Annotated in this window: 19 protein-coding genes; 10 read left to right on the top strand and 9 right to left on the bottom strand. The window is 68.4% G+C overall.

Going from position 1 to position 23,001, the window contains the following annotated elements:
- Positions 1–118: 118 nt before the first annotated feature.
- The 5 genes from ACUYM2_RS15965 (at position 119) to ACUYM2_RS15945 (ending at position 5,911) form a co-directional block, all read left to right on the top strand.
- The gene (locus tag ACUYM2_RS15965) at positions 119–2,440 is read left to right on the top strand and encodes a glycosyltransferase family 2 protein (protein ID WP_481600944.1); all 2,322 of its coding nucleotides are present in this window, start codon (positions 119–121) and stop codon (positions 2,438–2,440) included.
- A 71-nt stretch (positions 2,441–2,511) separates the two neighbouring features.
- Entirely contained in the window at positions 2,512–2,931 is a 420-nt protein-coding gene (locus tag ACUYM2_RS15960) for a DUF7793 family protein (protein WP_481600943.1), read from the top strand.
- 81 nt (positions 2,932–3,012) lie between these two features.
- Positions 3,013–4,959: an ATP-binding protein gene (locus tag ACUYM2_RS15955; RefSeq protein ID WP_481600942.1), complete on the top strand. Its 1,947-nt coding sequence runs from the start codon at positions 3,013–3,015 to the stop codon at positions 4,957–4,959.
- A 52-nt stretch (positions 4,960–5,011) separates the two neighbouring features.
- Positions 5,012–5,401, top strand: coding sequence for an ArsR/SmtB family transcription factor (locus ACUYM2_RS15950; protein WP_481600941.1), 390 nt, complete (start codon positions 5,012–5,014; stop codon positions 5,399–5,401).
- Between the two features lie 12 nt (positions 5,402–5,413).
- Positions 5,414–5,911, top strand: coding sequence for an SRPBCC family protein (locus ACUYM2_RS15945; RefSeq protein ID WP_481600940.1), 498 nt, complete (start codon positions 5,414–5,416; stop codon positions 5,909–5,911).
- A 141-nt stretch (positions 5,912–6,052) separates the two neighbouring features.
- On the opposite strand, the gene ACUYM2_RS15940 is transcribed toward ACUYM2_RS15945, so the two are convergent.
- On the bottom strand, positions 6,053–6,595 hold the full coding sequence (locus ACUYM2_RS15940) for a TspO/MBR family protein (RefSeq protein WP_481600939.1): 543 nt from the start codon (positions 6,593–6,595) through the stop codon (positions 6,053–6,055).
- A 135-nt stretch (positions 6,596–6,730) separates the two neighbouring features.
- Between ACUYM2_RS15940 and ACUYM2_RS15935 the strand changes: the two genes are divergently transcribed.
- From ACUYM2_RS15935 to ACUYM2_RS15920, 4 genes are all read left to right on the top strand, one after another.
- Positions 6,731–7,510, top strand: a complete 780-nt coding sequence (locus ACUYM2_RS15935; RefSeq protein WP_481600938.1) for an SDR family NAD(P)-dependent oxidoreductase — start codon at positions 6,731–6,733, stop codon at positions 7,508–7,510.
- A gap of 156 nt (positions 7,511–7,666) precedes the next feature.
- Complete coding sequence (locus tag ACUYM2_RS15930) at positions 7,667–9,421, top strand: long-chain-fatty-acid--CoA ligase (protein ID WP_481600937.1); 1,755 nt, start codon at positions 7,667–7,669, stop codon at positions 9,419–9,421.
- Positions 9,422–9,423: 2 nt separating this feature from the next.
- Positions 9,424–10,326 carry an MBL fold metallo-hydrolase gene (locus ACUYM2_RS15925; protein ID WP_481600936.1) on the top strand — a complete coding sequence of 301 codons (903 nt, stop codon included), beginning with the start codon at positions 9,424–9,426 and terminating at the stop codon, positions 10,324–10,326.
- 167 nt (positions 10,327–10,493) lie between these two features.
- Entirely contained in the window at positions 10,494–11,096 is a 603-nt protein-coding gene (locus tag ACUYM2_RS15920; RefSeq protein ID WP_481600935.1) for a DnaJ family domain-containing protein, read from the top strand.
- A 68-nt stretch (positions 11,097–11,164) separates the two neighbouring features.
- On the opposite strand, the gene ACUYM2_RS15915 is transcribed toward ACUYM2_RS15920, so the two are convergent.
- The 4 genes from ACUYM2_RS15915 to ACUYM2_RS15900 form a co-directional block, all read right to left on the bottom strand.
- The gene (locus ACUYM2_RS15915) at positions 11,165–11,806 is read right to left on the bottom strand and encodes an NADPH-dependent F420 reductase (protein WP_481600934.1); all 642 of its coding nucleotides are present in this window, start codon (positions 11,804–11,806) and stop codon (positions 11,165–11,167) included.
- An 80-nt stretch (positions 11,807–11,886) separates the two neighbouring features.
- Positions 11,887–12,204, bottom strand: a complete 318-nt coding sequence (locus ACUYM2_RS15910; RefSeq protein WP_481600933.1) for a DUF6221 family protein — start codon at positions 12,202–12,204, stop codon at positions 11,887–11,889.
- A 34-nt stretch (positions 12,205–12,238) separates the two neighbouring features.
- The gene (locus tag ACUYM2_RS15905) at positions 12,239–14,113 is read right to left on the bottom strand and encodes a Na+/H+ antiporter (RefSeq protein ID WP_481600932.1); all 1,875 of its coding nucleotides are present in this window, start codon (positions 14,111–14,113) and stop codon (positions 12,239–12,241) included.
- A 51-nt stretch (positions 14,114–14,164) separates the two neighbouring features.
- A complete protein-coding gene (locus ACUYM2_RS15900; RefSeq protein ID WP_481600931.1) occupies positions 14,165–15,529 on the bottom strand; it encodes an ammonium transporter in 1,365 nt (454 codons plus the stop codon).
- Between the two features lie 459 nt (positions 15,530–15,988).
- Between ACUYM2_RS15900 and ACUYM2_RS15895 the strand changes: the two genes are divergently transcribed.
- Complete coding sequence (locus ACUYM2_RS15895) at positions 15,989–17,482, top strand: purine-cytosine permease family protein (protein ID WP_481600930.1); 1,494 nt, start codon at positions 15,989–15,991, stop codon at positions 17,480–17,482.
- A gap of 103 nt (positions 17,483–17,585) precedes the next feature.
- Here ACUYM2_RS15895 and ACUYM2_RS15890 read toward each other — a convergent pair whose 3' ends face one another.
- From ACUYM2_RS15890 to ACUYM2_RS15875, 4 genes are all read right to left on the bottom strand, one after another.
- Positions 17,586–19,037 carry a S8 family peptidase gene (locus tag ACUYM2_RS15890; RefSeq protein WP_481600929.1) on the bottom strand — a complete coding sequence of 484 codons (1,452 nt, stop codon included), beginning with the start codon at positions 19,035–19,037 and terminating at the stop codon, positions 17,586–17,588.
- 118 nt (positions 19,038–19,155) lie between these two features.
- On the bottom strand, positions 19,156–20,112 hold the full coding sequence (locus ACUYM2_RS15885) for a CapA family protein (protein ID WP_481600928.1): 957 nt from the start codon (positions 20,110–20,112) through the stop codon (positions 19,156–19,158).
- A 79-nt stretch (positions 20,113–20,191) separates the two neighbouring features.
- On the bottom strand, positions 20,192–21,709 hold the full coding sequence (locus ACUYM2_RS15880) for a carboxyl transferase domain-containing protein (RefSeq protein ID WP_481600927.1): 1,518 nt from the start codon (positions 21,707–21,709) through the stop codon (positions 20,192–20,194).
- Between the two features lies 1 nt (position 21,710).
- The gene (locus ACUYM2_RS15875; RefSeq protein ID WP_481600926.1) at positions 21,711–22,952 is read right to left on the bottom strand and encodes a CaiB/BaiF CoA transferase family protein; all 1,242 of its coding nucleotides are present in this window, start codon (positions 22,950–22,952) and stop codon (positions 21,711–21,713) included.
- Positions 22,953–23,001 lie beyond the last annotated feature (49 nt).

Here is a 23,001-nt window from a genome sequence, read left to right as displayed (position 1 = left end):
GGAGGACGAGTTATTTGGGGTCGTGCGCTTAGTATAAGGGCAGGCCGCACCCCGAATTGACGGGACGGGCGGCCTAACGTGTGTCCGCTGGGGGTGCACATGATGTGGATGGGGATGCATGTCTGACCTCTTGACCGTTCCGCGGCCCGACGACACAACGGCCGACGAGCAGGCGACGAAGAGCCGTAAACGCCAATGGGGCGCGGAGCGACGCTCGGAACCGCTGGCTATCGTGCACCCGGAGCCTTCGCGCCGGAAAATCATTCTGGGCCGCATCGGCATCGTCGTGACGGTGCTGGCGTGGGCCGCCTACGTGGTGACCACGGTGCTCCGCGCGCTGATCAACGATCCGACGGCGGGGTTCCGCTTCCGGGCCGAGGCTGTTTCTTACGTCGTCGTCGTAACATTCCTGACTTTTTCGGCACTGATGTACCTGCTGGCCCGGCAAGGCGCCCTTAATCGCTTCCGCGAACACCGCAGGGTTCCCCGCGGGGAACTGGACCGCCACTTCGCCGATTACGAGGACGCGGTCACCGTCCTCGTCCCCTCCTATGCCGAGGAGCCGCAGGTGGTCCGGGCCACGCTGTGGTCGGCTGCGCTGCAGGAATTCCCCGACCTGTCCGTCGTCCTCCTGCTCGACGACCCGCCGTCCCCCACGGATCCGGAAGACCAGGAACGGCTGCAGGCCACCCGCGACCTCGCCGCCGGCATCACCCGGACGCTCTTGGAGCCGTCCGAGCGCTTGAACGCCGCGAGCGATGCCTTCAACCGGCGGACCGGCGAAGGGAAGGCCGGCGGGGAGCTGCCCGCGCTGATCGAGGAGTACGAGTACGCCGCTGGCTGGCTTGAGGGCATGGCCGAGGCGGAGCGGGTTGAAGACCACGTCGATGAATTCTTCGTGGACCTGGTGCTGATGGGTCTGGCCCGCGAGCTGCGGCTGGTCCTGACTGCCCTGTATGCGGCCCAGGCGCAGGGTGCCGAGCCCGAGCCGGCACGCATGCGGGAGCTTTACGCCCGGCTGACCTGGATCTTCAACGCCCGCGTTTCGACCTTCGAGCGCAAGAAGTACGCAAGCCTGTCGCACGAGGCGAACAAGGCCATGAACTTGAACTCCTATCTGAGCCTCATGGGGCACCGGTGGCAGAAGGAACAGACGGCCGACGGGACGGTGCTGCGGCCGGCAGTCAAACCCTCCGCAGACGACCTTGTGATCGAGGACAGCACCTACGTCCTGACCCTCGACGCCGATTCTCTGCTGCTGCGGGACTACTGCCTGCGCCTGGTCCATTTCCTGGAATCCCCCGGCAACGAACGGGTCGCGGTCACCCAAACGCCGTACTCCTCGTTCCGCGGCGCCCCGACGCGCATCGAACGCGTCGCCGGAGCCACCACCGATCTGCAGCACATCCAGCACCAGGGGATGACCCGGTACGGGGCCACCTTCTGGGTGGGCGCCAACGCCGTTATCCGCAAGATCGCGCTTGAGGACATTGTGGAAGTGACCTCCGAGGGCGGCTTCGAGGTCCGGACCTACATCCAGGACCGGACCGTCATTGAAGACACCGAATCCAGCGTCGACTTGGGCCGCGAAGGTTGGGATTTGGTGAACTATCCCGAGCGTCTGAGCTACAGCGCCACACCTCCGGACTTCGGCTCCCTGGTGGTGCAGCGCCGCCGCTGGGCCAACGGCGGACTGCTGATCCTGCCGAAGCTGTGGGACACCATCCGGCACCGTCGCGGCCTCGACAACGGTGTCCGGGCACGCGAAATCATGCTGCGCGTCAACTACATGGCATCCCTCACCTGGGCGAGCTTCGGGCTGCTATTCCTGCTGGCCTACCCCTACGACAGCCGGCTGCTGAGCCCCCTGGTGTTCGCCGCGGCGCTGCCGTACTTCCTGGCCATGGGCAGCGACCTGCGCGAGTCCGGCCACCGCTTCAGTGACATCTTCCGGATCTACGGGTTCAACCTCGTGCTGATGCCCGTGAACCTTGCCGGAGTGATGAAATCGCTGCAGCAGGCGCTGACCGGCGACAAGATCCCGTTCGCCCGCACCCCGAAGGTCAAGGACCGCACGGCCGCACCGGCGCTCTTCGTCATCGCACCGTACGCGATCGTGGTGTTCTCGCTGTTCACGGTCTACCGCGATTTTATGCAGCAGAACTGGACCAACGCGGCCTTCGCTGCCTTCAACGCGGTCATGGCGGCCTATGCCATCCGCGCCTACATGGGGATCAGGAACTCGATCGTGGACATTTTCCTCGGCGTGGTGAACTGGCTCTACGTCAAGCCGAGGCCGGCCGCGCCGGCGCCGCCGCAGATCATTCCGAAGTCCCCCGAGGAGGTCGACTGGGCGTCGATCCTGTACCACGGCGACCGCCGCCTTAATCGCGACCTGCGCGGCAAAAAGGACCGGCGGAAGCGGGCCGGTGTCCGCTGAGCAGCGGTTTTCCGCCAGCGCCGTGCCGTGTTGCTCCCGCTCACGGCACGGCCGCGCCTAGACTTGGGCAGATGATGCCAGAACCACTGCTCGCTGCCGCCGGGAAGAACTCCCTGCGCATCAGCGGCGGCATCCTTGAGTCCGTCTGGACCCCCGGCGCGTTCGTGGACGTCGACGACGCCCGCGACGCCATGCGTGCCACGGAACGGATCAGCCAGGGCAGGCGGCTGCCCATGCTGTCCGTCATGACCGACGTCGAAATCAGCGCCGCCGCCAGGTACGAGTTCGCCAAGTCGGTCGACGTGGTTGCGATCGCGGTTCTGGGATCCAGCGCGGTGGACCGCGTGGTGGCCGCCGCGACCAGCCGGGACACCCGGTACCCGCACGAATTCTTCACCTCGCGGGCAGACGCCGTGGCTTGGCTCAACGGCTTCTTCGACAGCCCGGAAGCGGAAGTACTCCCGGAGCAGTCCGCAGTCATAACTCCCTAGGCTGACCCTTCCCGGGACTGCTACTGTCCCCGTAAGAGCGGCATCACAGCGACAGTTCCAGTTGTGAGCGAGGGAATCAGCATGACGGTTGCCGAAATCCAAGTCGACCAGCGCGTGATCGGCATCGATTCGAGACGCTTCGCCTCGGTGGAGAAGGCGCTGGTGGAGCTGATCACCAACAGCGACGACAGCTACGCCCGGCTCGAACAGACCGGCGCCCGCGTGAGCGGCCGCATCCTGGTGCGGTACGAGCGGCACCTCACCGGTGCCGTGTTGATGGTCAGCGACCAGGCCGAGGGCATGTCCTTCGAGCAGGCCGGCCGGATCCTCAGCTACGGCGGCGCGCACAGCCCGCTCGCGCGCGGCGAGGGCGACGGCCGGGGCTACTTCGGCCGCGGCCTCAAACAGGCGATCTTCGGCCTGGGCCACGGCTGGATCGAGACCGTCCAGGCCGGGCGCTTCACCCGGATCGACATCTTCCGCGGGCAGAACGGCGGCTACCTCTACGACGACGGCGGAGAAGACCGCCGCGCCTTCCCTGCCGACTACGCCCGGCTGGGCCTCGACGAAGCACCGGCCGCCAGCGGCACCCGGGTGAGCATCGTCGTCGACAATCCCCGCGTCCGGATCACCCAGTACAGCACCCTGCTGCAGTCCCTGTCCGACAACTTCTACCTGCGTGCGGTGCTGGACCGGCGGCAGGTGGAGCTGGAGCAGGGACAACCGGGCCCGGGCGAGGGCCGCCGCGACCCGCTCCGTTTCCGGGAACCCGCGGCGGACCTGGTGCTCGGCCCGGACCAGCCGGGAAGCGTCAGCTTTGAAGGCCAGGCGTATCCGTTCAGCCTCACGCTCAAACGCGCCGCGGACACCGAGCTGTCACTCAGGGGCGACGAACGCACCAACGGCCTGGTGGTGCTTTCCGGGAAGGCGGCTCTGGATTGCCAGCTGTTCGCTTTCGAAAACCAGGTGGGCACCGAGTACCTTTTCGGCACCGTGGCCTGTGACGCCCTGACCGGGATGCTGGGCCGCGGCCGCGCGATCATCAGCGACGAGCGCGAGGGTCTGAACCCCCGGGACCCCTTTGTGGCCGCGTTCTCCCAGGCCGTCAGCCGCATGATCGCCGGGGCCGTGCAGGCTGAGAAGGAGAAACTCACGCATCTGGAGCGGGCCACCACCTCCGGCCGCACTGCCGAGATGATTGAGCGGCTGCTGCAGCACATGAGCGAGGCGGCCGTCGTCGATCTGGGCCTGGAAACGGCGCCGGCGGCAGGCGGCGGGGGCGGTCTCCCGGCGGCTGGGCAGCCCGCAGCGCTGCGCTTCACCACCCCCTTCTACTACCGCCCGCCGGGGCACCCGTTCCATGTTTCCCTGCTGCTGGACCCGGCACAGTTACCCGACGGCGGGACGCTCACCTTCGAGCTGGAGCTGCCCGGATCGCTGCGGATCGACCCGGTACCGGCTCCGCTCGCTGTCGGCTCGCTGGGAGAGATGCGCCGGCTGGAATGGACCGTGACCGGGGAGCGGCCGGGCGACCGGGGCGAGCTCAGCGTCCGGATCGGCGACTACTGGGCGCTGTGTGAAATTGTCATCGCCGACCACGCCTCGCACCATAGCGCCGCCCAGCCGCCGCACCCCGCGGTAGCCGACGTCGGGGCCGCGCAACCGCCAGGGCCGCACCGGGAAGCCCGGCGCCCGAGCCGGGACCACGGCGTCGACCTCTTCACCGGTTACGAGTTCCGCAGCCTGCACAACAGCGCCGACCGAGCCGTCTACAGCGCTGAAGAACGCAAGGTCATCATCAACACCGCCGCGCCGACCGTGCAGCTGTACGTCGACGGGCGCGGACGGTTCCGCGATTCGGCCCGGCTGCTGCTGGCCGAACTCTTCCTGGACGTGATCGCGGACGAGCTCGCCCGGCGCCGCACCGAACAGCACGGCCACGCCGGAAACCTTGAAGCGTTCAAAAGCGCCAAACGGGACATCATCCGCCGTTACGGCAGCGACGTCCACAGGACGTTCCTGGGCTAAGGTGCCGCCAACCCATTGACACCCCCATACGGCAGATCTATCCTACAACCAAATGGTTGTAGATCAGTTGGGTGATGAAGCGGTGGACCGCCTGTTCCAGGCTTTTGCCGACTCCACCCGCCGGGACATTGTGCGGCGGGTGACGGTGGGGGAGTACTCGGTCTCCGGGCTCGCCGCGCTCTACGCCATGAGTTTCGCCGCCGTCCAAAAACATGTGGCGGTGCTGGAACGCGCCTCCCTGGTGACCAAGGAGAAGCGCGGAAGGGAGCAGATTGTGCGGGCCAACCACAACGGGCTGCAGAAGGCCCGCAGCCTGCTCGAGGAGTACGAGGTCATCTGGCGGCAGCGGACCGAACGGATCGCAGACCTGCTGGCCGAAAAGGCTCCGCAGGAAGTCCAGCGGCTGACCGGCAAGGCAGAAACCAGCGAAACAGAGGGATAGGAAGGGTTGAACATGACAGTCATCAGTTCAGTCAAGAATCTTGAAGCGCTCAGCCTGAGCGTCGTCGCGGAGTTCGACGCCAGCATCGAACGGGTCTGGCAGATCTGGGAAGACCCGCGCCAGCTCGAGCGCTGGTGGGGGCCGCCCACCTGGCCGGCCACTTTCGAGAAGCATGACTTCGTCCCGGGCGGCGAGGCCAGCTACTACATGACCGGGCCCGGCGGGGAGAAAGCCCGCGGCTGGTGGCGGTTCGTCACCATCGACGCCCCGCGCAGCCTGGAGTTCGACGACGGATTCTCGGACGACAACGGCGACCCGGTGACGGAGATGGGCGCCATCCACGGGATCGTGACACTGGAACCGATCGGCGACCGGACCCGGATGACCGTACTGTCCACCTTCGAGACGGAGGAGCAGATGGAGAAGATCGTCGCCATGGGCATGGAGGAAGGCATGAAGGGCGCCCTGGGCCAGGTCGATGCGATCCTCGCCGAGCACGCCAACGCCTGAAGCGTTTCCGTCGCCCGGTACTCCCAACTGACTGGCAGTACTTGCCGTTTTGACACCTGAAACGCCAACTATTGCCAGTTAGTCGGGTGAAAGTGGTGCTGGGTCTTTCGTCCTCCCGCTTGCCGGTGGTTGGCCGCCGGCCTAGTTGTTGGCGGCCGCGTACAGGTTCAGGCTGGCCGAGAACACCAGCCACGAAACGTACGGCAGCATCAGCACCCCCGCGGTCGTGCTGATCGGTCCGAAGTGCAGCACGGCCATGGTCGCGAATACGGCATGGGCGGCGATCAGCAGCAGCGCCAGCCACAGGGCAGCGCTACCCATCATCGGGTACAGGCCGAAAAACATCAGCGGCCACGCCAGGTTCAACAGCAGCAGGGCGCCGTAAACCTTGAGCGCATCCCGGCGAGGGAAGACCCGCTGCCGCCACACCAGCCACGCCGCCACCGCCATGGCCGCGTACAGCACCAGCCAGGCCGCACTGAACATCCACCCGGGCGGGGTCCACGGCGCCGTGTCCGCGGCCGCGTACCAGGCGCCGTTCATCCTGATCGGCAGGGAGCCCAGCAGCGATACGGCCCAGGAAGCCGCCAGAAAGCCGATCAGGGCCGCAATCTGACGCCGCCGCGGGCTGGTGCCGGGGGCAAGCGTGGTGCCCGGGGCGCTTTGTTCAACGTTCAAGAGCACTGAATTACTGTGGACAACCGCAGGCCCTCCCGTCAAACTGCGACGGCGGCACCTGACAGCCCGCCAGCCTATCCGGGGACCGCCGCCCCGGTTAGGCTGACGCTGTCAGGGTCGTTTTACGTCTGGAAGGACATCATGGGCAACGATTCTTCATGGCAGGAAACCATCACTCCGGGGCGTTTCGCCGGCAAGACCGTGATCGTCACCGGCGCCGGCTCCGGCATCGGCCTGGCCACCGCGCTGCGCATCGCGAAAGAGGGCGGCAAGGTGGTCGCGGCGGACATCAGCAAGGAGCGCCTGGACCACCTGGTTGCCGACAATGCCGGCCTGGACATTGTGCCGGTGGCGGGCGACATCTCCACCGAGGAAACCGTTGCCTCCGTCGTCTCCGCCGCGGGCGGCCGCGTCGACGCCCTCGCCAACGTCGCCGGCATCATGGACAACTTCGCCCCGATCCACGAAGTGGACGACGCCGTCTGGGAACGGGTTTTCCGGATCAACGTCACCGCGCTGATGCGCCTGACCCGGGCCGTGGTCCCGCTGATGCTCCAAGCCGGCACCGGGTCCGTGGTCAACGTCGCCTCCGAGGCCGGGCTGCGCGGATCCGCCGCCGGCGCCGCGTACACCGCGTCCAAGCACGCCGTCGTCGGGCTGACCAAAAACTCCACGGTGATGTACGGGCCGAAGGGCCTGCGTTTCAACGCGGTGGCCCCCGGCGCCACGCTCACCAACATCGTGGCCGACTGGGGCTCCCAGGTCGCCGCCGAGCGCCTCGGCCCGCTGATGGGTGCCAACATCCCCACCCCCGCCACCGCGGCGCAGCTGGCAGCCTCGATCACCTTCCTGCTCAGCGACGACGGTACCAACGTCAACGGCGCCATCCTCGCTTCCGACGGCGGCTGGTCCGCGCTGTAGCTTCCCCCGCGGCACTCTGGGGGACGCTCCCTCAGGTCCTGCGGCACTCTGGGGGGACGCTCCCTCAGGTCCCGGGAGAATTTGATGGACGCTCCCTCAGGTCAGCTGAGGGGGCGCTTGTCGATCTGGCGCCGATACTGAAGGAGCGTTGGTTGTTTGGCTGCCGGAGGTGAGGGAGCATCGGGATTCGCACCCGCGCGAAGTTCGCGAAATGATGAGGACATGGAGCACACTGACCAGCAGCCCTGGGTGAAGAACTACCAGCCGGGGGTCCCGGCCGAGATCGAACTGCCCACGGAGTCGCTGGTCGCGATGCTGGAGAGGTCCGTGGCCGAGGCCGGAAGCGCCCCGGCCCTGGAATTCTTCGGCCGCCGGACCAGCTACTCGGAGCTCGGCGAGCAGGTGGACCGGGCCGCCGAGGGCCTGCGCCGGCTCGGTGTCCGCGCCGGGGACCGGGTGGCCCTGATCCTGCCGAACTGCCCGCAGCACGTCGTCGCCTTCTACGCGGTGCTGCGCCTGGGCGCCGTCGTCGTCGAACATAACCCGCTGTATACCTCCCGCGAACTCCGGCACCAGTTCGAGGACCACCAGGCCCGCGTCGTGATCGCCTGGGACAAGGCTGCGGCCGCGGTCCGCGAGTTCCCCGCGGACATCGAAATCGACCACGTCGTCTCCGTGAACCTGCTTGAAGCGTTCCCTGCCATCAAGCGGCTCGCCCTGACGCTTCCGGTCGGGAAGCTGCGCGAAACGCGGGCCTCGCTGACCGCCCCCGCGCCGGGAACCATGCCGTGGAAGCAGCTCCTTGGCCACGGCCGGATCGACCCCGCCCACCCGCGCCCGTCGGTGCAGGATCTCGCCGCGATCCAGTACACCTCCGGCACCACGGGACGGCCCAAGGGAGCGATGCTCACCCATTTCAACCTGTACTCCAACGCGCTGCAGGGCGAGGCCTGGATGGCCGGCGCGGAATACCGCAAGGAAGTTTTTTACGCGATCCTGCCGATGTTCCACGCCTTCGGCATGACGCTGTACCTGACCTACGGCATCCGCAAGCAGGGCCTGCTGGTCCTGTTCCCCAAGTTCGACCCGGACCTGGTGCTGGCCGCGATGAAGAAGTCGCCCGCCACCGTCTACTGCGCGGTCCCGCCGATCTACGAGCGCACCGCGATGGCCGCGAAGGAGAAGGGCATCTCGCTGCGGTCCTGCAAGTACTGCATCTCCGGGGCCATGAACCTGCCGGACCACGTGGTAGAGCTCTGGGAATCGGTCTCCGGCGGCCTGCTCGTGGAGGGCTACGGCATGACCGAATCCTCCCCGGTGGCGCTCGGCAACCCCTTCCACCCCACCCGCCGCACCGGCACCATCGGTGTGCCGTTCCCGTCAACCCTGATGAAAGTCGTCGACGTCGACGACCCGACCGCGGAGGTCCCGCAGGGCCAGCCGGGCGAGCTGCTGATCAAGGGCCCGCAGGTCTTCCATGGCTACTGGAACAACCCGGAGGAAACCGCGAAAACGCTCACCGCCGACGGCTGGCTGCGCACCGGTGACGTGGTCACCGTGGACCCGGACGGCTTCACCACGGTGGTGGACCGGGCCAAGGAACTCATCATCACCGGCGGTTTTAACGTCTCGCCCACCGAGGTGGAGGCCGTGCTGCGCCTGCACCCGGACGTCAAGGACGCCGCCGTCGTGGGCAAGCCGCTGGAGCGCGGCGGCGAACTGGTCGTGGCCGCCGTCGAACTCGAACCCGGCACCGCGCTGGACGAGGACGCCCTGCGTGCCCACTGCCGCGAGCACCTCGCCGGCTACAAGGTCCCCCGCCGGATCGTCCCGGTCCCGGACCTGCCCCGCTCCATGCTCGGCAAGATCCTCCGCAAGCAGGTCCGCGAACAAGTCCTGCCGGGGCTATAGGGATGGGCGCCGCAGCGATCGACTTCACGTCCGCCACTCCTCGCCCCGGCGACCTCAACGTCGCCTGGATCCACGGCTCGGAGTCGGCCAAGCACAACACGGACCCGGAGATCCAGGTCCACGCCTATGACGAGCACACCTTCGTGCTGCGCCAGAACATGGCCGTCAATTACGAGGCGCCGTTTATGTTCCTGCTGTTCGGCAACGCCCGGGCCGTGCTGATCGACACCGGTGCCACCGCCTCCGCGGAGTTCTTCCCGCTGCGCCGGGTGGTCGACGGCCTGGTGCACGACTGGTTGGCCGCGCACCCGCGGGAAGGCTACGGGCTGCTGGTCCTGCACACGCACCCGCATGGCGACCACGTCGCGGGGGACGCCCAGTTTGCCGCCCGGCCGGGCACCCTGGTGGTGGACGCCGGACAGCGAAGCGCCTGGGAATTCTTCGGATTCGCCGATGCCGCGGACGAGGACGCGGACGCCGACGCCGACGGCCGGCTTGGGCGGGTGGACCTGGGCGGACGGGTCCTGCAGTGCTGGCCCAGCCCGGGCCACCACAGCGCCGCGGTCACGTTCTATGACCCCTACACCGGCGTCCTGTTCACTGGTGACACCGTCTACCCGGGGCGTCTCTACATCCACGACTGGCCGGCGTTTGTCCGCACCACCGACCGGCTCCTCGAGTTCTGCGCCGCGTACCCCGTCAGCCATGTCCTGGGCTGCCACATCGAAATGTCACGGAAGCCCGGCGTCGACTACCCGATCTACACCACCTACCAGCCCGGCGAACCGCCGCTGCAGATGACGGTGGAGCAGCTGCGGGAACTGCGCCGGGCCATCGACGTCGTGGACGGGCGTCCGGGCCGACACGTCTTCCCCTCCTTCGTGCTCTGCCTCGACGAGGCGTGAACCGCCCGCGAGATGACACTTAGCGGCAATGTTTGGGCACACCACTGCCGCGGCGTGCCATCTCGGGCGATTCCGGCCCGGTGGCTCCGCCGCTTTTCCCGCCGCCCGGATCTGCGCATACTGGAAGGCAGATTCGCTACTCCGGCCAGCGGGAAGGATGGTATCTCATGGGCGACGGTGGACGCTCGGCGTTCCGGCGCCGGGTGGAACGGGCCGCCGAGTTGCGCTCCATCCGGTCCAGCGGCAGCACGGTCCAGGAGAATGACGAGCTCACCGCCGCCGAGGAAGAACTCCGGCAGAAGCGCGCAAAAGTCGACGACGCCGCGAAAGCGGAGTACTTAATCCGTGACGCCATGGCGCAGGGGAAGTTTGACAACCTGAAGTACGCCGGCAAGCCTATCCCCGGGCTCGGCGAGGTGTACGACCCGGACTGGTGGGTGAAGGGCCTGCTCCAGCGTGAAAACATCACCGGGTTGGGCCCGACGGCGATCCTGCTCCGCACCGAGGACGCCGGACTCGAGGCCCGCCTCGACACCCAGTCCACCGAAAAGCAGGTCCGGGACATCCTGACGGACTTCAACGCCCGGGTGATCGACGCCCGCCGGCAGCTCCAGGGCGGACCGCCGGTCATCACCAAGACCCGCGACGTCGACGCCGAGGTTACCGCCTGGCGCGACCGGCGTGCCACGGCGGCCGCTGCCGCTGCCCGGCCCGCACCGGAACCTGCACCGCCCTGGTGGTGCAGGTTCTGGAGACGTCGGCTCCGGTGAGCCGACGACGGCGGCCAGTTTCGCCGTCGCCGGACGCCCGGTAAGTCAGTGGGCGCGTCAGACGGCGCTCAGATGGTGCGCGGCGCCTTCGCGAGGTTCTCCCGCAGCTCGGTGGCGTTTTGGCGGGCGACGTAGGCCGGGCGGTCGCGTTCCACGCGCCAGCTTTCGGAGAGCGGGCCGATGTTGACGGTGTCGAATCCGAATTCGTCGTAGAGCCGGGTGACGAGCTCGGCCGCCTCCGGGAAGTCGCTCGCAGTGGCCAGGGCGCGGCGGTTTTCCGTCCCGGCGGGCGTCCCGTCAGTGGTGATGTCCGTGTACATGATGTGGTTGAAGCCCTTGGCCACCTTGGATGCGGGCAGGTGCTCCTGCAGCAGCCCCGAGGTGGTGGCTTCGCCGTTGTCCAGTGCCGGGAACCGCCCGTCGCGCTCCCAGTAGTAGTTGTTCGTGTCGATCACGATCTTGCCCGCCAGCGGCTCCGCCGGGAGGTCCTTGATGTTCTTCAGCGGGACGGTGACGACGGCGAAGTCTCCGGCCGCTGCTGCTTCTGCCGCGGTCGCCGCGCGGGCATGCGGGCCCAGTTCCGCGACGAGTTCGGCCAGCGTTTCCGGGCCCCGGGAGTTGCTGATTACGACGTCGTAGCCGAGCTGGACCGCCTTGCGGGCGAGCTGGCTGCCAATGTGTCCTGCACCGATGATTCCGATAGTTGTCATGTCCGGGCTAACCGCATCCGGACCGCGGATATTTCAGGCGCGTCCCGGCCGGGCGTGTGCGGGCGTCGGGGGTAGGCCGGTTACGGGTGCAGCCAACCCTGCTCGAAGTCCGGGTGGTCGTAATAGGGCAGCGCCAGGGCCTGCAGGGAACGCTCCATCCAGTCCAGCGACCGCGGCGCCCAGTGCGCCTCCTGGAGCGAGTCGCTGACCATGGCGGCCAGTGCCGACTGCCGTGCGGCTTCGACGACCCCGATCAGTCTCCGCTTTGCCTCGCATTCAAGCAACAGCCGTCGTTCGTACCATTCGCCGGATTTGGAGACAGTCCGGTCGCTGAGCAGTGTCCGGGCCGCCGCCTCGTCCTCGGAAATGCGCTCGGACAGAAACTCAACTATGTCCACAAACCGAGGGTACGCGCGGAGGGCGGCCTTGGCATCACCCCAGCAGGTCGTCCTCATAGCACCAGCGCCAGTCCTCGCCCGGCTCGACGCTCCGCATCACGGGATGGCCTGTCGCCTCGAAGTGCCGGCTGGCGTGTGTTCCGGGGGAGGAATCGCAGCAGCCCACGTTCCCGCACGCCAGGCACATCCTGAGGTGGACCGGCGTCGTGCCCTCCCGGCGGCAGTCCGCGCAGACGGGTTCCGGCGGTACCTCCGGGTCCGGCGCGGACTCGAGGTGGCCGCACACCCCGCCGGGCCTAGCGATCCCTTCGCCGCCGCCCTCGCTGGCGGTGTCCAGCTCGTCGAGCGAGACGTCCAGCATGGACTCCTCAACATCCAGCCGCTCCAAGACCTCGCTGAGGACCTCATGGGCGTATTCACCGCCGCGCCGCAGTTCCAGCACCTTGGCCCGTTCCGCGTCCAACATGGCCAGTCGCAGCTGGGCGTAGCGCTGGCTGGGGGTCGCAGCCTCCGACGTCGGCCGGCCGAGCCGTTCCCAGGCCGCCAGCCCGCGCTCCTGGGTGCGCCGCTTCAGCATCGCGACGACTTCCGGCGGGTCGTTGTCGGTGCGCAGTTCCTGGAGCCGCTCCACCCCGGCCGCGGTGGCCAGCTGCATCAGGGAGGCCTGGTTCAGGGCGTCCTCACGCTGGTCCGGGCCCTGCACGCCGAGGACCCGGACCAGCGCCGGCAGGGTGAATCCCTGCAACGCCAGGGTCCCGCCCACCACCACCATCGCCGCGAGGATCAGCACGGAGCGGTGCTCCAGATCCGCGGGCAGCACCAGCACCGCGGCCAGCGTCACCACCCCGCGCATCCCGGCCCAGGACACGATCGCGGCGAATTGCCACGGCGGCGCCGGGTCAGCCCGCCGCACGGCCGGAATCAGCCGGGGCAGGTAGGTCGCCGGGAACACCCACACCGGCCGGAGCAGCAGCACGGCCAGCAGGATCACCGCGCAGCCGGCCCAGATCCGGCCGGCGCCCAGCGAGTCGTCCTGGACACCCTCGATGATGGTCCGGACCTGCAGACCGATCAGCAGGAACACGGAGTTCTCCAGCAGGAACTGCACCGTGTTCCAGTTGCTGCGCTGGCTCAGTCGGGCCGCGCCGTTGGGCATGGACGGAGCCTTCGTCCCCATCACAAGCCCGGTCACGACGACGGCGAGGACTCCGGAGGCGTGGATCGCCTCGGCCGGGAGGTAGGCGACGAAGGGTGCCATCAGCGACGTCGAGGTGTTGATGGCGACGTTCCGGATCCGTTTGCGGAGTTCGGTCAGGACGTAGGCCGCGGCCAGGCCCACCACCAGTCCGCCGCCGGCCGCAAGCAGGAAGCCGCCGGCGATTCCGGCCGCGGATACGGACCCGGCGATCGCCGCGATGGCGGCGCGGAGGCAGACCAGCGCGGTGGCGTCGTTGACCAGGGATTCGCCTTCGAGGATGGTGACAATCCGGCGGGGCATGCCCACCTTCCGGGCGATCGCGGTCGCGGCCACGGCGTCGGGCGGTGCGACGACGGCGCCGAGGGCGATTGCAGCGGCCAGCGGGATCTCCGGGAACAGCCACCAGACCACGAAGCCGACGGCGATGGTGCCAAAGACGACGTAGCCGACAGAGAGCAGCCCGATGGCGCGCCGGTTGGAGCCGAAGTCGAACAGCGAGGTCCGCAGCGCCGCGGCGTAAAGCAGCGGCGGCAGCAGCCCCACGAGGACCAGCTCCGGATTCAGCTCAATATCCGGGACGAAGGGGAGGAAGGACCCCGCGACGCCGGCCAGCACCAGCAGCAGGGGGACGGAAACGTTGAGCTTCCGGCCCAGTGCGCTGCCGGCGCAGACGACGGCCACGAGAACCAGCAGTCCGAGGGCGAGTTCCATGAGGCCATTCTGTCAGGCGGTTGCGGCCGGGCTTCGTGCCAGGCCCCAGCGTTACGCGAAGCTGTCCGCCTTCGCGCGCTCCGGCTGTCCGTGCGGTGCGGCAGCGGTGGCGTGCGCGGCAGCAGGGCGCCCGTCGTGGGCCGGACGGTGGCCCTGGACGTGGTGGCCGAACGGGTTGAAGCGGCTGTGCGCCAGGCCGTCGAATTCGTACGCGGTCTCGGCGTGCTCCGAGCGGTCCACACCCGCCACCTCGGCCTCGTGGCTGACGCGGAAGCCCATGGTCTTGTGGATCGCGAGTCCGATCACCGCCGTCGCCAGACCGGACAGCGTCATCGTGATCAGCACGGCGACCATCTGGGCGACCAGCTGGTGCAGGCCGCCGCCGTAGAACAGGCCGCCGCCCTGTCCGTCTACCGGCAGGGCAATGAAACCAAGCGCCAGGGTGCCGATCAGCCCGCCGCCCAAGTGGACACCGACGACGTCGAGCGAGTCATCGAAGCCAAACTTGAACTTCAGGTCCACGAAGACGCAGCAGGCGGCGCCGGCCACCAGGCCGAGGCCGACGGCGGCGATCGGGCTGACGTTGGCGCAGGACGGCGTGATCGCGACGAGGCCGGCCACGACGCCGGACGCGGCGCCGAGCGAGGTGGGGTGGCCGTGCCGGACCTTTTCGACCACGAGCCAGCTCAGCATGGCGGCTGCGGGGGCCGCGAGGGTATTGATCCAGATCAACCCGGCCTGCTCCACCGTCGCCGCGGCGCCCGCATTGAAGCCGAACCAGCCGAACCAGAGGATGCCTGCGCCGAGCATGACGAAGGGGATGTTGTGCGGGCGGTGTGCCGGATCCTTGCCGAAGCCGTGGCGGTTGCCCAGGATCAGGACCAGGACCAGGGCGGCGGTGCCGGAGCTGATTTCGACGACGGTGCCGCCGGCGAAGTCGATCACCTGGCCGAAGACGGAGCTCACGGCGCCGCCGGCGCTCATCAGGCCGCCGCCCCAGACCATGAAGGCCAGCGGGCAGTAGACCAGGGTGATCCAGATTGGGACGAAGAGCGACCAGGCGGCGAATTTGGCGCGGTCGGCAATGGCACCGCTGATCAGGGCGACGGTGATGATCGCGAAGGTGGCGCTGAAGCCGGCCTTGAGCAGATCGGGGGAGCCCACCAGCCGGGCCAGGCCGAAGTCGGCAAAGGGGTTGCCGAATATGCCCAGGACACCCGTGCCGGTGGTCATCGAATAGCCCCAGAGCACCCAGACCACACCGACGATGCCGGCCGAGACGAAGCTCATCATGATCATGTTCAGTGAGGCTTTGGCCCTGGTCATGCCGCCGTAAAAGAGGCCGAGCGCCGGGGTCATAAGCAGCACGAGGGCCGCCGAGACCATGATCCAGACGTTTCCCGCGGTGAGTTCCACCTGCGTGTCCCTTCTCAACAATTCGCCGTACCGGGACACCTCGCCGCCGGTCCCCAACCGGGTTCAATCCTCGCGGCGGCGTGTTTCAGGCAATCGGGAACTACGTTGCGGGGACGTTACAGGAACTGCCGTTTCGTGAAGGTCGCGTGTCGGTCGTGTTTCGGATATGTAAACGGCGGCTATCCGGCGCGGTTCCCCCGCCGTCGGGCTTGGCGCCAGCGTTCCGTCCCAGTTCTCGGCCCGGGGCAGGCAGTCCGGCCGCCGCACTCCCGCGGATCACGCGGAATCTCCGCGGCCGGCTGCGGCCGGCTGCGGAAGAACCGGGCGGGAACGTCGGGACCCTCAAGCCGTCCAGCGTCCGGAATCCCGGACACAACCGTTCCCGTTCCCCGTGATCCAGGTCACGGGACATGCTCAGATGGACGGACAAACCCAACCTGATCTTTGGTGAGGACGAGCATGCAAGCTTCGACACGAACGGATTCCGCCGGGCGGCGGGTCGAGCGCCGCTCCATCGACTTCGTTCCGGAAAATGAACGCCACGGATCTCCCGGGCAGCAGTTCACGCTGTGGTTCGGGGCGAACATGCAGATCACCGCAATTGTCGACGGCGCCCTGGCCGTGCTCTTCGGCGCAGACGCGCTTTGGGCAATCCTGGGGCTCCTGGTCGGCAACCTGCTCGGCGGCGCCGTGATGGCCCTGCATGCGGCACAAGGGCCGAAGCTCGGCCTGCCCCAGATGATCTCCAGCCGCGCCCAGTTCGGCGTCTTCGGGGCGGTGATTCCGCTGGTGCTCGTCATCGTCATGTACCTCGGCTTCGCGGCGACCGGGACCGTCCTCGCCGGCCAGGCCATCGACCAGATCACCCGCACCGGCACCCCTGCCGTGGGCATGGTGATCTTCGGTGCCCTCACGGTCCTCGTGGCGACCCTCGGCTACAAATACATCCACCTGCTGGGCCGCATCTCCACCGTCATCGGCGTCCTGGGCTTCACGTACCTGGGGATCCGGCTGTTCGCGAGCCAGGACGTCGGTGCCCTCCTGGCCTCGGGCACGTTCGAGTTCCCCACCTTCCTGCTCGCCATTTCGCTGGGCGCCGGCTGGCAGCTGACCTACGGCCCCTATGTCGCGGACTACTCGCGCTACCTTCCCTCGAAGACCCCGGCGCGCAAGACGTTCCTGGCCGCATTCCTCGGGACCGTGCTGGGTTCACAGTGGTCCATGACGCTCGGCGCCCTTTTCGCGTCGCTGGCGCTGCCGAAGGGCCAGCGGTTCCTCGACGGTCAGGTAGCCTTCCTGGGCAACCTGTCCGGCGGCGGGCTGGTCGCCGTCGTCATCTACCTCGTGATCGTGACCGGGAAGCTGACGGTCAACACGCTGAACGCCTACGGCGGCTACATGACCATGCTGACCTCCGTCACGGCCTTCACCCGCAAGTCCGCAGCCGCGTCGCGCACCCGGTTCGTCTACGTGATCGGCTTCATCGGCCTCACCGTGCTGATCGCCATGCTGGCCTCCCCGGACTTCCTCGCCAATTTCAAGAACTTCGTGCTGCTGCTGCTCATGGTCTTCATCCCCTGGAGCTCCATCAACCTGGTGGACTACTACCTGATCTCCAAGGAGAAGGTGGACATCCCGGCCCTGTACGACCCGAACGGCCGCTACGGGCGGTGGAACAAGACCGCGCTGCTGTCCTACGCCGTCGGCATCGTCGCCCAGATTCCCTTCCTGGCACAAACGCTGTACACCGGCCCGATGACCGAGGTGCTGGGCGGATCCGACATCTCCTGGCTGGTGGGCCTGGCGGTCACCGCCCTGGTCTTCTACCCGCTCGCCAGGCGCAACTCCAACGCCCCGGCAGAAATGATCTACCCGCACGACGGCGGCCCGCTCGCCGCAGAACCGGTGCGGGCACCGGAGGCCGGCCGGCTCGCCGGCACCCCCATGGCCTGAGCCGCGCCACCGGCCGAGTCCCGGCCGCCGCTTGGATCCGCCAGATGACGGAGGTCCCGGCCGCACCCGCGGCCGGGACCTCCGTTGTTTCCGGTAAGCCGGGTCAGAGCCGGCTGATCTGGGTCAGGTAGCCGTAGTACTTGGCACCGGACGGCCGGAGCGGATCTCCGATAAAGCCGAAGTCCTCGTGCCGGTTGTTGTACGCCGCGGCGATGTCCAGGAACTGCTCTCTGACTTCCGGTCCCGATCCCTGGCAGGCGCCGTTGTTGATGCACAGGGCCACCGCACCTGCCACCGCGGGACTGGCGAAGCTGGTGCCGTTGTTGATGCCGTATCCGCCCGGCACGGTGGACAGGATGCACACGCCGGGTGCCGCGATCGTGTGCCGCTTGTCCCTGGCGTTGACCGCGAAGTTCGAGAAGAACGCCGGCCGGTCGTCCAGCTGGCCGAGGCGCCGCCAGTCGTCACGGCCGCAAAGGCTGGGCGCCAGGCCCTCCGGCTTCCCGTCGAAGTCCGCCATGGCGGTCGCCGTCAGCACCTCGTGGTACGCCGCAGGCACGGTGCCGGCGAGGTCGGCGGCGGAGTTTCCGGCCGCGACCGCGTAGGTGACGCCGGCCCTGACCGAGCGGCAGATCGCGTAGTGCATCGGGTCCGTGCCCTTGCCGCAGTTGGCCGTGTCGGTACCCGGGCCGCCGATGCTGATGTTGGCGACGGCGATGTCGTTGTCCTCGTTGTCGTCCTTATGGGTTGAGGTCACCCAGTCAATGGCGCAGATCAGGCTCTCTTCGGTGATGGAGCCGGTGTTGGACACGACGCGGACGGACCAGAGCGGGGTGCCGGGCGCCGTGCCGATGATGCCGGAGCCGTTGTTACGGGCTCCGATGACCCCGGCAACCGACGTCCCGTGGCCCATCACGTCAACAGGTGTCACTTCCACCGGTTTCCCGGAGGTGCAGTCGATCCCTCCGACGACGTTGAGGTCCGGGTGGCTGCCGTCGATTCCGCTGTCGATGACCGCGACGTTGACTCCGGAGCCGTTGTCATTGCCGGCTCCGGCGCGGACGGCGTCCCTGGCCTCTTCCGGATCGCCGCCGATCCGCTGCCACCATAAGGGGGCCACCTCGGTATTAGGCGTCTTGGGCTCATCGGGCTCGTCGAAGTGCCGGCCGAGCGTCACGAAATCGACACTCGGATCGGCGGCGAGCTTCCTGGCCTGGGTCGCCGTCATGGCGCCGGAGTAGCCGAGCACGGCGCTGCGGTAGACGTTGGAGGCTTTGAAGCCGAACTTGCCCTGCTGCGCGGCGGCCAGCGCGCCGGCATCGCCGGCGCCGTCCTTGAGCACAACGATGTAGCTTTGAACAGATTCGGCGGCGGTCGAGGGCGCGGCGGCGGCGATTCCCCCGCCGGTCGCCAGGGCGAGCGCGGCCAGTCCCCCCACGAGGCTCCGCGTCCGCGTGCGGTGAAGCGGGGGAGCGGCGGTGCCAGGCCGGGTCCGGCCGGGATCCACGAATGTTTTCTGCACGTGCGGAAAGAGTTTGCGGACAGTGGTAAACATCGTGGCCTCCCAGTAAGCGTGGTGCTTTTCGAGTGCCCCCCGTCCATATGGTAGGCCCTGCGGCCCGGAAAGATCAGGGGCATTCGGACCCCGGGCCCGGCGCGGGCGACGGCGGCGGCTAGTCCAGCGGGATTTCCAGGCACCTTCCGTCGGCGTCCCAGTTGCTGACGGTGCCGAGGTCCGTGCAGAGCCGGGACATCCGGGCCGCGATCTCCCGGGAGCTCGGGCCCGCCATCCGGGCTTGGAAATCGGCGATGACGGTGGGAAACAAGCGCAGCCGCCGCGGCGCCCCGCCGTCGGTCTCCAGGAGGAAAACGAAGGAATAGTCGTTGCGCTCCTCCGGGTCCACGGCATAGTCGTCGACGAAATCCCCGGCACCGTAAATGACCGGCCGGTTCCGGTACACCTCCACGCCGCGGAAGATATGCGGCGAATGTCCGAACACGACGTCGGCGCCCGCGTCGATCAGGCGCCGCGCCATGGCCCGGTGTTCCGCCGGTGCGCCCGAACCCCAGTTGCCGCCCCAGTGCGCCGAAACGATGAGCGCCTGGACGCGGGACTTGGTCCGCCGCAGCAGCTCCAGCAGCTCCTCGACGCGCTCGCCGTGTTCCGCCGCGGGGACGTAGTGCACGCCGGGGGAGCCGGGCGCCGCCTCCCAGTCCGGCTGGTTGTCCGTGAACGCCACACATCCGACGGCGATGGCCCCGACCCGCCGGATGGCGGGCCGGTCCGTACCCGCGCCAGCGTGCAGGATCCCGTGCCGGTCCAGCGCGCCGAGCATCTCCCGCAGCGCGTCCGGCCCGTAATCAAGCACGTGGTTGTTGGCCAGTGACACCAGCTCGATCCGCGCTTCGACCAGGCTGCGAACGTTGTCCAGGTCGGTTCGGAACGTGAAGACCTTCCCGGGTTCGGGCGCCCCGCCGTCGGCAATAACGCATTCCAAGTTGGCGATCCGCAGGTCCGCCCGCCGCAGGACGGGCAGGGTGTCGCCCCACGGATACGCCGGCCCGGCGGTCTTCAGGTACTCGTTCACCAGCCGGCCGAGCATGACATCACCCAGGAATGCGATCTGCATGGCACCAGCATGGACCGCCCGGCCGGGCAACGGAAGAACGACGGCGGTACGTACCGCCGTCGTTCTCGGCCGTGCTGACCTAACCGCGGAGCCGGCCGCCCAGGTTCCGGAATTTCTCAAGCCGGCGCGGCAACAGTTCGCCGATCCCGGCGGCCGAGACCAGGGACAGCTCGTATTCGATGGCTTGCCCCATCCGCTGGCAGAATGCCCGGGACTCCAGAGCCGCGTCGTCGCGTTCGTCCACAATGTGGTCTATCAACCCGTTGGCGTGCAGCGCCGCTACGTTGACGCCCTGGGCCTGCGACATGGCCGGAGCGAAGTCGGTGGTCCGGTGCACGATGGCGCTTGCGCCCTCGGGCGGCAGCGGCGAGAGCCAGGCGTGCTGGGCGGCTACGGTCCGGTCGGCCGGGAGCAGTGCCAGCGCCCCGCCGCCGGCGCCCTGGCCCAGCAGCACCGAGACAGACGGCGACTGCAACCCGATTAAGTCATGCAGGGACCGGGCGATTTCGCCGGCCAGCCCGCCTTCTTCAGCCTCCTTGGAGAGCGCGGCGCCGCCGGTGTCGATCACCGTCAGCAGCGGCAGGCCCAGCTCTTCGGCCAGCCGCATGCCGCGCCGCGCCTCGCGGAGGGAGGCCGGCCCCATGGCGGTCTGCTGCGACGGCCTCGGCCGCGTGTGGCCGAGTACGACGCAGGATTTCCCGCCGAAACGGGCCAGCGCCAGCAGCAGCCCGGGATCCTTCTCGCCCTGGCCGGTGCCGTTGAGGGGCAGTACGTCCCGCGCCCCGTGGACCAGGAGCTGGCGGAGGTCCGGCCGTCGGGGGTTCCGCGAGATCTCGATTGAGGCCCACGCGCTGGCGTCCGACGGCGCCACCGCCAGGGTCGGCGGGGGACCCACCGGGGCCGGCGTGCCGGCGCTGAGGATATCCAGTGCCCGGTTGACGATATCGGGCAGCTGCCCCGGAGGGACGACCGCGTCCACAAGTCCCTTGTCAAAGAGGTTCTCCGCAACCTGGACGTTTTCCGGGAAGGGCTTGCCGTGCAGCGCCTCGTAGACCCGCGGGCCCAGGAACCCGAGGAGGGCGGCCGGTTCGGCGACGGTGATGTGGCCCAGGGAACCCCAGGATGCCATCACTCCGCCCGTGGTGGGATGGCGCAGATACACAAGGTAGGGAAGTCCGGCCTGCCGGTGTGCCCGGACCGCGGCGGTGATCTTGACCATCGACAAGAACGCCAGCGTCCCCTCTTGCATCCGGGTACCGCCCGAGGCGGGCCCCGCCAGCAGGGGCAGGCCCTCCGCGGTGGCCCGTTCGACGGCGCTGACGATCCGTTCGGCGGCGGCGGCTCCGATGGAACCCGCCAGGAAACGGAATTCGCTGGCGATCACCGCGACCCGGCGCCCGCGGATCAGCCCCTCGCCGGTCAGGACGGACTCGTCCACGCCGGATTTCTCGCGCGCCGCCGCCAGCTCTGCCTGGTATGCAGGACTTGGGTCCGGGTCCGTCACCGGCCGGTCCCAGCTCCGGTAGGAGTGCGCATCCAGCACCGTGGCGACGAGTTCGGCGGCGTCCAAGTGCCGGACCTTCTGCTCCGCCAGCATGTCAGCGGCCGCCCTGGCCCGTTGAGCCGGCCGCCGAAGGAACGCCCGTGGCGTGGTCCAGCCAGCGGCGGATCTGCTCCCCGTCCTGGTCCAGCAGCGGCGGAGCGCTGTGCGAGGTCAGGGTCGTCTCCTGGGCATCGCCCTGGTCGAAGAACCGCAGCGGGGGCCCGGGCAGGCTGATCTTTCCCAGCACCTTGTGCTCGACGTCGACCACCAGCCCCTGCGAGTGGACCTGCTCCCACTGGTAGACCTCGTCCAAGGTCCGGACCTTGCCGGCCGGGATGCCCGCCTCGTTCAGCTTGGCCAGCAGCGGCTCGGCTTCGTACCCGGCGAAAGCGTCCTCCACGGCCTCGATGACTTTTTCGCGGTTCCGTACCCGGTCCGCGTTGGTGGCGAACTCTGGTCGTGTGGTGTCGATCCCGAACGTGGTGGCGAAGGTATTCCAGAGCTTCTCGCTGCCCACGCTGATCTGGACCCGTCCCTGCCGGCAGTGGAACAGCCCGTAGGGGGCGATGGAAGGGTGGTGGTTACCCTGGGCGCGCGGCACCTCGCCGGCCACGGTCTGCCGGGTGCCCTGGAATGCGTGCACCCCGATCAGGGCTGAGAGCAGGGAGGTCCGGACGATCTGGCCCCTGCCCGTCCTTTCGCGTTGCAGCAGTGCGGCGAGGGTGCCAAACGCCCCGTACATCCCGGAGAGCAGGTCAGCGATCGGCACCCCCACCCGCTGCGGATCGTCCGGGCCGGAGCCGGTGAGGGACATCAGGCCGGCCTCGCCCTGCAGGATCTGGTCGTAGCCGCTGCGCGATGCCTCCGGACCGTCATGTCCGAACCCGGTGATGGACAGGATCACGAGCTGCGGGTTCAGGGCGTGCATTTCCGCCGTCGAGAAGCCGAGCCGGTCCAGCACGCCGGGGCGGAAGTTCTCCACCACGACGTCGGCCCTGCCGATCAGCTCGCGCAGGATCTGGCGGCCGTCGTCGCTCTTCAGGTCTAGCGCGATGGACTCCTTATTGCGGTTACAGGACAGGAAGTACGTGGCCTGCGGATCGTCCTCGGGCCCCACGAAGGGCGGTCCCCAGCCGCGGGTATCGTCCCCGGTCCCGGGGTTCTCAACCTTAATCACGCGGGCCCCCAGGTCGGCCAGCATCATGCCGGCGTGCGGGCCGGCGAGGGCGCGGCTGAGGTCCACCACGAGGTAGCCGGACAGCGGTCCCTCGGCGGGGCGGTCGGATTCCTTGCTCATAATCGGTCCTTTTTCTTTGCAGTTCCAGGGTGTGCGGTGCGTGCGCCGG

It is taken from the genome of Arthrobacter sp. SD1074B (assembly GCF_056780195.1).
The sequence above is the reverse complement of the archived record's forward strand: the minus strand, read 5'-3'. Positions and strand labels throughout refer to the sequence as shown.

Coding starts and splice junctions, on each gene's coding strand:
- ACUYM2_RS15965 (WP_481600944.1), top strand. CDS start 119: ATGTCTGACCTCTTGACCGTTCCGCGGCCCGACGACACAACGGCCGAC.
- ACUYM2_RS15960 (WP_481600943.1), top strand. CDS start 2,512: ATGATGCCAGAACCACTGCTCGCTGCCGCCGGGAAGAACTCCCTGCGC.
- ACUYM2_RS15955 (WP_481600942.1), top strand. CDS start 3,013: ATGACGGTTGCCGAAATCCAAGTCGACCAGCGCGTGATCGGCATCGAT.
- ACUYM2_RS15950 (WP_481600941.1), top strand. CDS start 5,012: ATGGTTGTAGATCAGTTGGGTGATGAAGCGGTGGACCGCCTGTTCCAG.
- ACUYM2_RS15945 (WP_481600940.1), top strand. CDS start 5,414: ATGACAGTCATCAGTTCAGTCAAGAATCTTGAAGCGCTCAGCCTGAGC.
- ACUYM2_RS15935 (WP_481600938.1), top strand. CDS start 6,731: ATGGGCAACGATTCTTCATGGCAGGAAACCATCACTCCGGGGCGTTTC.
- ACUYM2_RS15925 (WP_481600936.1), top strand. CDS start 9,424: ATGGGCGCCGCAGCGATCGACTTCACGTCCGCCACTCCTCGCCCCGGC.
- ACUYM2_RS15920 (WP_481600935.1), top strand. CDS start 10,494: ATGGGCGACGGTGGACGCTCGGCGTTCCGGCGCCGGGTGGAACGGGCC.
- ACUYM2_RS15915 (WP_481600934.1), bottom strand. CDS start 11,806: ATGACAACTATCGGAATCATCGGTGCAGGACACATTGGCAGCCAGCTC.
- ACUYM2_RS15905 (WP_481600932.1), bottom strand. CDS start 14,113: ATGGAACTCGCCCTCGGACTGCTGGTTCTCGTGGCCGTCGTCTGCGCC.
- ACUYM2_RS15895 (WP_481600930.1), top strand. CDS start 15,989: ATGCAAGCTTCGACACGAACGGATTCCGCCGGGCGGCGGGTCGAGCGC.
- ACUYM2_RS15890 (WP_481600929.1), bottom strand. CDS start 19,037: ATGTTTACCACTGTCCGCAAACTCTTTCCGCACGTGCAGAAAACATTC.
- ACUYM2_RS15885 (WP_481600928.1), bottom strand. CDS start 20,112: ATGCAGATCGCATTCCTGGGTGATGTCATGCTCGGCCGGCTGGTGAAC.
- ACUYM2_RS15880 (WP_481600927.1), bottom strand. CDS start 21,709: ATGCTGGCGGAGCAGAAGGTCCGGCACTTGGACGCCGCCGAACTCGTC.
- ACUYM2_RS15875 (WP_481600926.1), bottom strand. CDS start 22,952: ATGAGCAAGGAATCCGACCGCCCCGCCGAGGGACCGCTGTCCGGCTAC.